Raw genomic sequence first — 11,861 nt, 5'->3', positions numbered from 1 at the left:
ATTACTCCCCTTCCGGCTTGGGCGCGGAGGCCAGCGATTGCAGCAGGGCTGGATCGTTGATGGCCTGGGCGATCAGCTTTTCGGCGCCGGCTTTGCCATCCAGGTAGGTGCCGAGGTTGGCCAGCTGCGTACGTGCCTCGAGCAGCTTGGCGATCGGCGCCACCCTGCGCGCAACGGCGGCCGGCGAGAAATCGTCCATGCTCTCGAAGGTGATGTCGACGCTGAGATTGCCTTCGCCAGTCAAGGTGTTAGGCACGGCAAAGCTCACGCGCGGCTTCATCGCCTGCAGGCGGGTGTCGAAGTTGTCGACGTCGATTTCCAGCGCCTTGCGCTCTTCGATCGCCGGCAGTTCGGCATTGTTGGCGCCGGAGAGGTCCGACATCACGCCCATCACGAACGGTACCTGCACTTTTTTCTGGGCGCCATAAACCTCGACGTCGTATTCGATCTGCACTCGAGGTGCGCGATTTCGCGCGATGAATTTCTGACTGCTCTGCTTGGCCATACGACGTCTCCTTGGAATAAGGATCAACTACAGTGGAACTGCTTGTATTCGAATACCGCTGCCGGATAGCGCGGTTTACAGCCACATGACAGACGTGCGTCACCCGGCGGAGCAAACATTGCACCCGGCTTCAAAGGTGAAACAAAGCGGCTCGGCGGCCCTCCCCCGTGGGCCTGCGTAGCGAAGCGAGCGCGTAGCAACCGCCGCAAAAAGGACGGGTTACGACGCGAAAGAGAAGGTCCCTGTTACCCATCTAAATTTATGCTCAATTGAGCCGGCTCGCAACGCCAAATTGACATGTGAAAATCTGGTGAAAAAATGTTAGGCGCCGATAGGCCTCAGCAACCAACCTTTTGATTGGACGCAAGTTCTTTCTGCAGAGTGCGCACAGCTGCAACATGATTGTCATGGTAAATTGGCCGAGTCGTCGATACTTTGCAGTGGCATGGGCCGGTCCTCGTAACGCCCAAGACCCAACCGCTTCATCAACGCAGACGTGCGCGGTCCATCGTGCGGAAATCCCGCGCTGAGCTCCTTACCTTGCAGGTCGAACACACGCCCCCACTCACGGGATGTGCCCACGCAATCAGGACGCAAATCGCTTTCCGTGCACACGTAAAACAAATAGATGTATGCCTTGCCATCGGCAGCCGTCAGGCACGTCCAACTGCTTACGGCCGCGTCCAAAACAGGGGTGTCTTTTAGAAACGGCTGGCGTAATGGACGCCCATCGTGATGCAACGCTACAGAATCATTCGCCCCCTGCCGCTGCAAGGTAATACGTTGCGATAGCGGCTGGAGATCCTGGTCCGGTACGTCGAGATACACCGTTTCGGCCATCAGTTGCGCGCCACCACAGCTCAGGTGGCCGGTAGCCGTCATTTGCTTGGGCGCCGCACGTTGAGGACTGGCCTGCGCACAGGCGACAGCCAGGATGGCGGCAAGAAATATTGGCAAAAATGGCAGCTTCATGGTTTGCCTGTTACCTCGCTCAGGTATTTGGCAAACGGCGTACGGGCTCCGTCCATGGTCATTTTCGATTGCGAAGCGCCTGGCAGTGACGTCCATTCGTTACGCAACAGCGGAATAGCATGGTCAATATCGCCCTGTTGAACGTAGCCCAATGCATGGCGGCTGCGCAGTTTTTCAATGGCCAGCTTGTCTTGGGACGCTTTGGAAAAATCGGTCACGATGCCTTTTTTCCAGGCTTCATACCAAGTGGGATAAAGGATTTGATACGCGCCAGCCGCCGTGGACTCTTTTCCCCAAGCTTTAACGCGCTGGTTCGGATGCTTGCTGGTGTCAAGAAAACGCTGCTTGCCACCGTACAGCAGGAAATAGACGTCGTCGCTATCGTTGTGATGTTCCGCAAAGCGAATAAACTTTAAAAACGCAGCGACATCAGCTTCTTCTTTAGTCACTATGGTCATCCCTGATAAGGCCTGCACAGGTCGTGCGGCAAAGCACCATCACTGATGCTTGGCAACGGAGCGCGGGGAACCCCACTCAACCGTAGGGTGCGAAATTTACAGACAGTCGGAAAGGGATTACAAGTACCCAGCGTCCTGGAAATGGACTTATTCATTGGATGTAGGTTGGGGTGAGGCACAGCCGAACCCCAACCTACGGTTTTGCCGCGACTCACACTTGCCGATCACTTTGGCGAAACAGCGCGCCCGCTAACTTGCGGCCACCTCCAGCCAAACCGGAAGTCGCACTCATGGCTAGCGGATCCACTCCTATCGAACGCATGTATTTCAACTGGAACGACGCGTTGTCGCGCAACGATGCGGACGCGTTGCTCGCGCTCTACGCACGCGACACTCACTTCGAGAGCCCGCTCGTTCCGCATCTGCTCGGCGGCGACAAGGGCGTGCTGCATGGACACGATGAGCTTCGCCCGTTGTTTGCCATGCTCGCCGACCGCAAGCCGCCGGTGCGGCAGTATTACCGCACACCTTATCTGACCGATGGCAAGCGCCTGATCTGGGAATACCCACGCGATGCCGGCCACGGCGAGCAGATGGACTTCACCGAGGTGATGGACATCAACGATGAGGGGCTCATAGAGCGGCATTGCGTTTACTGGGGATGGTTCGGCTTCCGCGTCTTGCAGCGAAACCAATATCACCGTTAAACGCACAGGCCACGCTTCACGTCACCGTGTCCAATTCCGGCTTGTAGCGATGGTCTCTTACCAGCGAGGGATCGACTTCGATCGGATGGGAGAAATCGGCAACAAGCGATCCATTCGGATTGAAATGCTCACGCTCGATGGCTTCCCAGGTAACCCACACCTGCGGCTCCTCGGCGGGCGTGGCCTGCGAGCGAAAGCGGCATGGATAGACGGTCATGGTGGGCTTGATGCGATTGCGCATAGGCGTTTTCCATTACCAGTTGGAACTCACGGCGGTGATGCCGGGAAGGAACAGAAACTTACCGCGTTTCGTCGTTTATTTACCAGGCTTTCACGGGTTTATTTTTAGTAAAGTCGCCTGCCTGACGTTGGCCTGACTCGTAGGCGGGAATGACGGCCATGGGGTTACGCAGCGAATTGTGCACCCCCGCACATTTCTTAATTTCCGCGTCTGGCCCAAAGCGACAGTCATTGGGCCCTTATAGCTCTTAAGCGCAACGCCTGCCTTCGGGTATTTTCTCGCCCGTCATCGGATACCGCATCGGGCTGCCTAGGAACCAGCAAGGCGCGGCATCCGATGATTTCCATTCGATCCGCACGCGCGCGTTAAATACTGCGACGGTCAGCAACACATCCTTCACCGGCGCGCATGCAGGCTTGCCGAGTGTCCCAAGCCTTGGCGATTTCGCTATAGTTTCTCCTGCAACAGGGGATCTGGAATGTCTATGAACACTGGCCAGCCGCAGCCTACCCAGGCCGGCAAGCTTCGCGCGGGCCCGCAGGGCACGCAGTTGCTGTCTGCCGCGGAAATGCAACGGCTGGCGCTGGAAGATGCGCCGGCGTCAGATGGCCGTGCCACTTCGCGCGAACCGGTGCTGGAAGGTGCACAGGGCTCGCTCAAGGGGCAGCGCTTCACCTTGCGCCAGGGCCGCCAAACGATCGGACGCCGCGTCGACAACGACATCGTGATCAACGATCCCAGCGTATCGGCGACGCATGCATGGATCGTCAACCAGCACGGTCACTACACGCTGATGAACACGCTTTCCACCAATGGCACGTTCGTCAACGACAAGCGCATCCACGAAAGCGTGCTGGTGCATGGCGACCGGCTGCGCTTCGGCCAAGCCGAATTCAGCTTTTTGACGCACGAGCAAAGCACGCCCAAGCGACGACGCGTGATCGGCTACACCGTCGGGGCGGTGTTGGGATTGCTGGTGCTGGCCGGCGTGGCGTGGTGGGCGTTTCGGTTTTAGCCCAGCCAGCATGAGCCAGGCCATTCCCGCCACGATTGGGCGCTATCGCATCGAGGGCATTCTCGGCGAAGGGGCAATGGCGGTGGTTTACGCCGGCTTCGATCCGGAAATCCAGCGCCAGGTGGCGATCAAATGCCTGCATGGCAACGTCGCTGAAGATCCGGATTACCGCCGGCGCTTCCAGGTGGAGGCACGCGCGGCGGGGCGGCTTACCCATCCGCATATCGTCACGATTTTCGACACCGGCGAAACGGAAGACGGCCGCCCCTACATCGCGATGGAGCGCCTGTCGGGCGAAACGCTTCATTCGTATGTCGCCAAGCACGGCATGCCATCCGCCTCGGCATTGTTGGAGCTGGCCGCGCAATTGGCGAACGCCCTGCATTACGCGCACGCGCAAGGCGTGATCCATCACGACATCAAGCCCGACAACATCATGCTGCTGGATGGTTGGCACGCAAAGATCGCCGATTTCGGCATTGCCGAACGCCGCGCCACACGCAGGCCTTCCGCCGCCGCACAAGGCAAGATCGGCGGCACCCCGGCCTATATGTCGCCGGAACGCTTGCGCGGCGAACGCGCGGACGCGCGCAGCGATCTGTTTTCCCTTGGCGTCGTGTTGTTCTGGCTGGCCACCGGACGACTGCCGTGGACGTATGCCGGTGACGTGCAACGCTATGTGCGCCAACGGCAACGCCTGCCCGAGCCGCCGATCAAGCCAAGCGATCCGGCGCTCCCGCCGATTCTGGTCGATATCATCCGCACGCTGATGGCGCCGATGCCGGAAGCCCGTTATCAATCCGGCGCGGAAGTGGTGGACGACTTGCGGCTGGCGCGCCGCAGCTATGAACGATCGCGCGAAGAACTGCCCCACCCTCGCCTGCAATCGCTGGGTTTGCAATGGGCCGTGGCGTTGGGAGCCTCGGTGGTAGCCGTCCTGCTGCTCGGCATGCTGGCCATCTACGGAGTGCAGCACGTGGCCGTCACCGGCCTGGCGGAAGATTTCGGTGGCTCGCTGGGACAGATGATCGCCCGCAGCGCCGCCGAAGACATCGTGATGGACGATCACGCCGCCACGCGCGCGCTGGTGCAGGACATGGCGCGCAACGAGCAACTCGACTATCTGGCGATTGCCGATCGCGATGGCAAGATCCTGGCGAGCACGCAACCCGGCGAAAACGATCAAACCTTGCCAGCCGTGACCGTCGCCACGCGGCAGTGGTCCAACGGCACCCAGAGCTATCACGCCCGCTTGCTCGGCGCGCATGGTTTGCAGAATGCACTCGTGTTCGACGTGCCGGTCCGCTATCAGGCCAAGACCGTGGGCCGCTTGCGCCTCGGCGTCAGCCAGGCGCCCTTGCACACCGCGCAAAACACCGCCTTGGGCGTGATCGGCCTGGTGCTGCTCACGACCCTGGCGACCGTGCTGCTCACGGCTTATTGGCTATTTCGCCGTTTGCGCGGCGCGCTCGACCTGATGGTCGCCTCGTTGTTGCACGTGGCGCGCGGGGATTACCAGCATCGCATCCGCATCGTTCGCCACGATGAATTGGGCCGCTTGTTTGCCGCGTTCAATCTGATGGGCGAAACCTTGGGCACGCCACCGGGAAAAGTCGCCGTGGTATCGGATGTGCCCAAGCCGGATTTGGCACTGCAGCCAACGCAAATACTCCCCGTGGCTGGAACGCAAGAGCGGCAGCACTCGTAGACCGGGATGAAATCCCAGCATAGGAAGACGCAACGAAGCCGGGATTTCATCCCGGTCTACGAAGCTCACGCCCGTCATTCCCGCAAAAGCGGAGTGACTAACACGGGGCCATCAGGCCGATAAACGAAAATGGTCGCGCTAATACTGCTGCAAGCGTTGCTTAAGCTCCATCGCACGCGTGCGATAGACCACCGCAGGTTCATATCCTGGGTCGACCGCCAGGATGCGGTTCCACAACGCAATCGCCTGGTCCAGGTGCTGGTCCAGATACAACACCATCGCCTGCTGATGCGTGTCCGCCACCCAGATCCTGCTGAGCGCGGCGAAATTGGGGTCGGAAGATTTGAGCTGCGGATTGAGCGCCAGCGCTTTGTCGAAGGTGGCGACGGCCTGGTCCTTGTGGCCCTCCCGGTACAAGGCAAGGCTCTGGCCTTCCAGTTGCTGCGCGCTCTGCGCAGGTGGCGCCGCCGAAGATGGCGGTGGTGTCGCGACGATCGTGGGTGTAGCCACGGGCGTGGGGGCGGCCGCACCTTGCACGGGAGTGACGGCGGCGGCGGCCGAGTCATTCATCGGCAACTTCAGCGTGGAACCCACCAGGATCAAGGCCGGGTTGGTCGAGCCGTTGTAGCGGGCCAGCGCCAGGAACAGATTGGCATCGCCAAGGTATTTGGCCGCCAGCGTGCTGTACGACTCGCCCGGCTGCACGATGTGCGGCGTGGACGATGCGCCCAGCAGCTTCTTCGGATCATCGGTCAATTGCCGCAGGTAGGACTGCGCGGCGCGATCGCCAGGATGATCCTGCAGATAGCGCCGCAGCGCCTTCTCGCCTTCGGCGTAATGGCCGTTCTGCAGGTCCCGATGGACGATGGCCGAGAGGGAAAGCCTGGGTGGCGCCGCTTCTTCGCCTGGCGTGCTGGCCACGGGAGCGGCTGCAACCGGCTGCGCGCGCGGCGTAATAACCGCCTTCGGCTTGAGGATCTTCGCGCAGCCGCCGGCCAGCATGGCCACCAGCAGGGCCGTCACCGGCATCCACGCGCGCAACGATGTCCAGCGAGCTTCCATATGCACCATCACCTTACGCTACCCCTGATCAGGCGCCGAGTATTTGCTTCGTCGCACAAACTACTTAGGTCAACAAGTTAAGGCAACACTGATCAAGTAGCGCCGTCGTCATGATGTCTGCAAGGCGCGCAGGGTGTATTGCGTGGCGCCGGGAAGACTGGCCGTCTTTGCCAAGCCGCGAAGCGCAACCTGCGGGCCTTCCCGGCGTCCCCCATCTCTTTGAATTCAACATGTTGGGCCAGCCCTGTCTGTCCGCATGCCGCAGGTCCCTGTCTCGACGATGCGCCAGTCTGCCTTCGCCACCGGCCCCGTGGCCCTGGAACAGACGGGGCTGGTGACGACGGCGATACGTGATCAGAGTGTTGCCTACGCCACTCTCCGAGCACGTGGACAACCGGGCGGGTGCCGGACGAGCTGTTGTGAAGATGGCGAGAAGGCGCTCTCGGCAACAACGGGAAGGACTTGATGGTTACGTTTGCGCCGTATCGGTCATATGCGCCGCTGCGTTGCCTTGAAGCAGGCACGAACAACCTCTTTCGCCGCGCGCCATGCCCACGGCGGATAGGTGAGCAAAGACCCAGGGATGCCAAGCAGCAGCGTGCGCAAAGCAGCCCATGACTGACCTGCGTTGGTATAGAGGCGCGCCAGTATCAACAGGTTTTCAGCCCGACGGCTCCGTGCAATCGCGCGCAGCCGTTTGCCGGGGAGTGTTGCCGAATGCTTCTGATACAGCTGCACCCATCCTTCGTATGCCTCGATGCGATTGGCACTGTAGTTCTCGCCGTTGCCGGCACGCACGACAGCCAACGGGGCGTCGACAACCTTCACCGGACTTCGCATCGCCAGGCGGATGTAGAGGTCATAGTCCTCGCCGAATCGCTGGCGTTCGTCAAAACCGCCCGCTTCAAGCACCAGGCGCCGTTCGGCGATCACCGCATCGATGGCGATGTGTGCATGGATCCATAGGAGGCGCTCGGTGATGTCGCCCGCATACGGCACCCAGGGAGCCAATCCATCGCGGTCGACCGGATGCCCATCGGCATCGATCAAGTCCACCGCTGTATAGCTCCAGCGGCAATCCGGCGATACGCGCAAGGCATCCAGCTGGACCGCGAGCTTGGCGGGGCGCCATTGATCGTCCGAATCCAGAAACGCCAGATAGCGTCCACGAGCACGCCCAATGGCCTTGTTGCGGGCGATCGAGGGAATGCCGGTATGCGATAGCCACAACACTGTCACACGCGGATCGGCGATGGCGCGCAGGTAGGCACGCGTCTCCTCCGACGAGCCGTCGTCGGCAATGATCATTTCCCAATCGTCGTACGTCTGCACGAAAACCGACGCGGCAGCCTCGCGCAAGTAAGCCAGCCGGTTGTACGTCGGCAGAATGATGGAAACGGTCGGATCGCCCATATAAGGCATAACCTCAGGCTCCGCCGATTTATTCCCGCCTCTGTGTGCGATGAGGCACGGCTCGTGCCGCAATGACGCCTCAATGGCTCCAGCCAGTAGCCTGGGATGAATTCCCAGCATTCGTCATGCACGCGAAAGGTTCATGCAGGAATTTCATCCCGGCCTGCGCCGTTCGCAGCGGCAAGCGTGATGCGGCCATCGCCAGTAACGCGCACGCGTTCCTTGCAGACATGTGCCACGCATCGCGCCGCTCGCACACTGTCCTCAATTGACAGCAACTTTGTCACTTTCTGCAATGGGCAGCGGGCACGCAAATCCGGATCATTCCATTCGCAGCAGTCGCAAACGCACTGTGCTGACAACTCACAGGGGTGATTCGAACACCGTCAGCACTTCTTTAGACGCAATCTTGCGGAGCCTGGCGCAGGCTCCGCACCGTACAGGGGCGGGCCATGGGCACACTACGCAGGCGCTGCGGGCAAGCGGCTGGCTTTACGTTGATCGAATTGATGATCGTGGTGGCGATCATTGCGATCCTGGCCGCGATCGCCATACCGATCTACTCCACATACGTCACGCGCAGCAAACTCACCGATGCACAGAACAGCCTGAGTGCCTATCGCGTGGCGATGGAGCAGTACTACCAAGACAACCGCCAATACGGCAGTAACAGTACGTGCGGCATCGTGCTCACCAACAGCATGCCCAATACGAAGTACTTCACCTATACCTGCGCGCTGACGACCGTCAACAGTCTCCCGGGTTACACGATCACCGCCACCGGCATGACGGGTACGCAGACCGCCGGCTTCGCTTTCACCATCGACCAGAACAACACGCATGCCACCACCAGCCCCAACGGCTGGTACAGCGGCACGATGACCAGCTGCTGGGTAACTGCCAAGGGAATCTGCCAATGAATACGGCAGGTCAGCGCGGTGTAAGCCTGATCGAGCTGATGGTCGCCGTGGCGATTCTGGCGATCCTCACCGTGCTTGGCATTCCCAGTTTCCAGCAATGGACCTTGAACACGCGCATCCGCACGGTCAGCGAGTCGATCCAGAACGGCTTGCGGCTGGCGCGCAATGAAGCCGCGCAGCGTGCGAACGACGTGCGCTTCCAGTTGACGTCGGCCAGCAGCTGGCAAGTGTGCGTGCTGCCGGCCAGCGCAGCGAGCGCAGCAGCCGCGACGGATTGCAGCACCGCCACCAGCACCGTGCAGCAATGGAGCTCCCCCGGCAGCGCAAGCAACGTGCAGGTGGACGCTTCCACTGCGGTAACCGACGTGGCCGCCGGCAAGTTTGGCAGCAGCACCATCAGCGGCGGCCTGCCTGCGGGCATCACCTTCGATCCCTTGGGGCGGCCGACCAGTTACGGCAGCAATTCCATCCTGCGCATCGACGTCACTGCCGCACAAAGCTCCTTGCAGGCGACCAGCCGGCGGCTGGTCACCATCATCTCCGCCGGCGGCATGGTGAGCATGTGCGACCCGGCGTTCTTGCTCAGTAGCAACGCGATGGGGTGTCCATGAAAAAACTTCACCTGCCTGCACGCGCGTCGCGAACCCAAGGCATCGTGCTGATCGATGCGCTGGTCGCCATCCTGATTTTTTCGGTCGGCATCATGGGCCTGGTGTCCTTGCAGGGCTCGGCCATCGACATGACCAGCGCCTCCAGCTACCGCATCAACGCGGCCATGCTCACCGACCAGGTGATCGCGCAAATGTGGGCCACGCCCGATTTCACCCAGCTGTCCACCTTGTTTGCAGGGACAGCCGGCAAAGACGGCAAAGGCACGGGGGGCACGGCTTACACCAGCTGGTTCAACACGCTCGATTGCACTGCGTCGGCGAAGCTCCCCAACTGCCTCCCAGGCGTCAATTCGAATCCGCCCACCATCGTGGTGACTCCACAGACCATCTCCAGCAGCGGCACCGTGCAATACCAGGTCGCGGTGACGCTGCGGTGGCAGGCTCCCAGCGACAGCAGCGCGCATACCTATGTATCCACCACCGCGATCGGCAATTGATTCTTCCGTGTACCCCAAGCCGCGTGCGCCTGCGCATCAGCGAGGTTTTTCGCTGATCGAGCTGCTGGTCGGCATGCTGGTCAGCATGATCTGCATGCTGGCGATCATGGCTGCGTTTGCCGTGTACGAAGGCAAGAAGCGCACCACCACCACCGGCAACGATGCGCAGCAGAACGGCAGCTATGCGCTGTACACGCTGGAGCGGCAATTGCGCACGGCAGGTTCCGGCATTACGCAGGGCAATAACTGGGGTCTGTGGGGATGCCCCGTCACGGCCTACACCGATAGCACGCAAACATTGCCGTCCGCTTCCCTGCCCGCGCCGTTCACCTCGTCGGGATGGCCGCTTACCACGCGCCTGGTGCCGGTGCTGATCGCCGCCGGCGGCGGCAACGTTCCGGATGTCATCGGCATCGTTGCCGGCAACCCGGCGCAGCAGGTGTTCAAGGTCACAGTGAGCAGCACGCCATCGGCGACCAGCGTGGTGGTGGGCAACAGCTTCGGCATTCTCAGTGGCGACTACCTGGTCGGCACTTTGTCTGACAGCACCTGTGCCTTGGCGCAGATACCCACGGCATCGCCGACCGCACAAGTCAGCGGTACGACCATTGCCTTGAGCGCCGCCAACAGTCCGACGAAAGGTTTGCAGACCGCCACCAACCTGTTCGATTTTGGCCCCGCGCCGGCGTTCACCTTGTTCGGCATCGACACCTCGACGAATTCGCTGGTCTCCTACGATCTGCTACAGCGTACGGTCAACGGCAACGCCGCCACCGTCACGCCGATCGCCGACGGCATCGTGCAGATCAAGGCGCTGTACGGCATCCAGACCAGCGGCTCCAGCAGCCTTACCTGGGTACAGCCGACCGGGAATTATTCGATCAGCACGCTCACCGCCAGCACCGCGGCTGCCAGCGCCGCCATGGCGAAGATCAAGGCGATCCGCGTAACGATTGTGGCGCAAGGCCGCCTGCCGGAGCGTTCGAGTGATTACACCGGCCCGACCAAGCTGGTGCTGTTTCCCGACCTGGATCCCACGCTGCAATACACGGTCACCACGAACACGCAGTACCACTACAAGGTCTACGACACCACCATCCCCGTGCGCAACGCACTGATTGCCGCGTATTACTCAGGCGACGCGACATGATCGACTTCATCACTTCGCACCGCCCCGGTAGCCGGCATCGGCAAAAAGGCATGGTCTCCACCTTGATTGCGCTGATCGTACTGGTGGTGACGCTGCTTGCTGCGCTCGCCTTGATGCGCTCGGTGGACACCAGCAACACCATCGCCAGCAGCATGACGTTCCGGCAAAGTGCGCTGCAATCGGCCGAACGCGCTTACGTCGACGCGCAGCAGAACATCACCTTTGCACAGCCGACCAGCGACAACGACCAATCCCAGCTGGGCTATTACGCCGAGCCGCAACCGGCGACGGCGCGTTCGGCGGGCGACATTCCCAACGTGCTGATCAACTTGACCGGCAGCAGCATCGCGCAGATGACGAAAGCCAACACCAACGATGACGACATCTACTACGTGGTGGAACGTCTGTGCCAGGCGGCCGGCCCGGCGACCGTGACTGGTTGCGTGACGCCGGGCGCGCAGATCCTGGGCGCTTCGGTTTCCAACCAGACGTCCGACCAGAACGAACCGTTCAACAACGGTGCCACTGCCGCGTTCCGCCTCACTGTGCGCGTGAACGGCAAGAAGGGATCCGTGGCGTACGTACAGAGTTTTCTGCGTTGA

Annotated in this window: 14 protein-coding genes; 8 read left to right on the top strand and 6 right to left on the bottom strand. The window is 61.1% G+C overall.

The window, feature by feature from the left end; translation table 11 throughout:
• Window position 1: 1 nt before the first annotated feature.
• From tssB to V7M64_RS00315, 3 genes are all read right to left on the bottom strand, one after another.
• A complete protein-coding gene (gene tssB, locus V7M64_RS00325; RefSeq protein WP_333676212.1) occupies window positions 2–505 on the bottom strand; it encodes a type VI secretion system contractile sheath small subunit in 504 nt (167 codons plus the stop codon).
• A 405-nt stretch (window positions 506–910) separates the two neighbouring features.
• Window positions 911–1,477, bottom strand: a complete 567-nt coding sequence (locus tag V7M64_RS00320; protein WP_333676210.1) for a hypothetical protein — start codon at window positions 1,475–1,477, stop codon at window positions 911–913.
• The gene (locus tag V7M64_RS00315; RefSeq protein WP_333676208.1) at window positions 1,474–1,926 is read right to left on the bottom strand and encodes a glycoside hydrolase family protein; all 453 of its coding nucleotides are present in this window, start codon (window positions 1,924–1,926) and stop codon (window positions 1,474–1,476) included. Before V7M64_RS00315 ends, V7M64_RS00320 begins: the two co-directional genes overlap by 4 nt.
• Window positions 1,927–2,225: 299 nt before the next feature.
• Here V7M64_RS00315 and V7M64_RS00310 point away from each other — a divergent pair, with 299 nt between their 5' ends.
• The gene (locus V7M64_RS00310; RefSeq protein WP_333676207.1) at window positions 2,226–2,642 is read left to right on the top strand and encodes a nuclear transport factor 2 family protein; all 417 of its coding nucleotides are present in this window, start codon (window positions 2,226–2,228) and stop codon (window positions 2,640–2,642) included.
• A 16-nt stretch (window positions 2,643–2,658) separates the two neighbouring features.
• Here the strand turns inward: V7M64_RS00310 and V7M64_RS00305 are convergent, their stop codons facing one another.
• The gene (locus tag V7M64_RS00305) at window positions 2,659–2,883 is read right to left on the bottom strand and encodes a hypothetical protein (RefSeq protein ID WP_333676206.1); all 225 of its coding nucleotides are present in this window, start codon (window positions 2,881–2,883) and stop codon (window positions 2,659–2,661) included.
• Window positions 2,884–3,361: 478 nt separating this feature from the next.
• Between V7M64_RS00305 and V7M64_RS00300 the strand changes: the two genes are divergently transcribed.
• Complete coding sequence (locus V7M64_RS00300; RefSeq protein ID WP_333676205.1) at window positions 3,362–3,898, top strand: FHA domain-containing protein; 537 nt, start codon at window positions 3,362–3,364, stop codon at window positions 3,896–3,898.
• Between the two features lie 10 nt (window positions 3,899–3,908).
• Window positions 3,909–5,606, top strand: a complete 1,698-nt coding sequence (locus tag V7M64_RS00295) for a protein kinase (RefSeq protein ID WP_333676204.1) — start codon at window positions 3,909–3,911, stop codon at window positions 5,604–5,606.
• 138 nt (window positions 5,607–5,744) lie between these two features.
• Here the strand turns inward: V7M64_RS00295 and V7M64_RS00290 are convergent, their stop codons facing one another.
• Window positions 5,745–6,668: a LysM domain-containing protein gene (locus V7M64_RS00290; RefSeq protein WP_333676203.1), complete on the bottom strand. Its 924-nt coding sequence runs from the start codon at window positions 6,666–6,668 to the stop codon at window positions 5,745–5,747.
• Window positions 6,669–7,157: 489 nt separating this feature from the next.
• Entirely contained in the window at window positions 7,158–8,090 is a 933-nt protein-coding gene (locus tag V7M64_RS00285) for a glycosyltransferase (RefSeq protein WP_333676202.1), read from the bottom strand.
• A gap of 443 nt (window positions 8,091–8,533) precedes the next feature.
• On the opposite strand from V7M64_RS00285, the gene V7M64_RS00280 reads away from it, so the two are divergent.
• From V7M64_RS00280 to V7M64_RS00260, 5 genes are read left to right on the top strand one after another with little or no spacing between them, the layout of a single operon-like run.
• Entirely contained in the window at window positions 8,534–9,001 is a 468-nt protein-coding gene (locus tag V7M64_RS00280; protein ID WP_333676201.1) for a type IV pilin protein, read from the top strand.
• Window positions 8,998–9,612 (top strand): GspH/FimT family pseudopilin, encoded by a 615-nt coding sequence (locus tag V7M64_RS00275; protein ID WP_333676200.1) that lies wholly within the window; start codon window positions 8,998–9,000, stop codon window positions 9,610–9,612. Before V7M64_RS00280 ends, V7M64_RS00275 begins: the two co-directional genes overlap by 4 nt.
• Window positions 9,609–10,109, top strand: coding sequence for a hypothetical protein (locus V7M64_RS00270; protein ID WP_333676199.1), 501 nt, complete (start codon window positions 9,609–9,611; stop codon window positions 10,107–10,109). Before V7M64_RS00275 ends, V7M64_RS00270 begins: the two co-directional genes overlap by 4 nt.
• A gap of 7 nt (window positions 10,110–10,116) precedes the next feature.
• Window positions 10,117–11,259, top strand: coding sequence for a PilW family protein (locus tag V7M64_RS00265; RefSeq protein ID WP_333676197.1), 1,143 nt, complete (start codon window positions 10,117–10,119; stop codon window positions 11,257–11,259).
• On the top strand, window positions 11,256–11,861 hold the full coding sequence (locus tag V7M64_RS00260) for a hypothetical protein (protein ID WP_333676195.1): 606 nt from the start codon (window positions 11,256–11,258) through the stop codon (window positions 11,859–11,861). The genes V7M64_RS00265 and V7M64_RS00260 overlap by 4 nt, the downstream gene beginning before the upstream one ends.

The organism is Dyella sp. (assembly GCF_036746095.1).
Classification (GTDB): Bacteria; Pseudomonadota; Gammaproteobacteria; order Xanthomonadales; family Rhodanobacteraceae; genus Dyella_B.
Note: the sequence above shows the minus strand (reverse complement) of the source record. Positions and strands in the feature narration are given on the sequence as shown.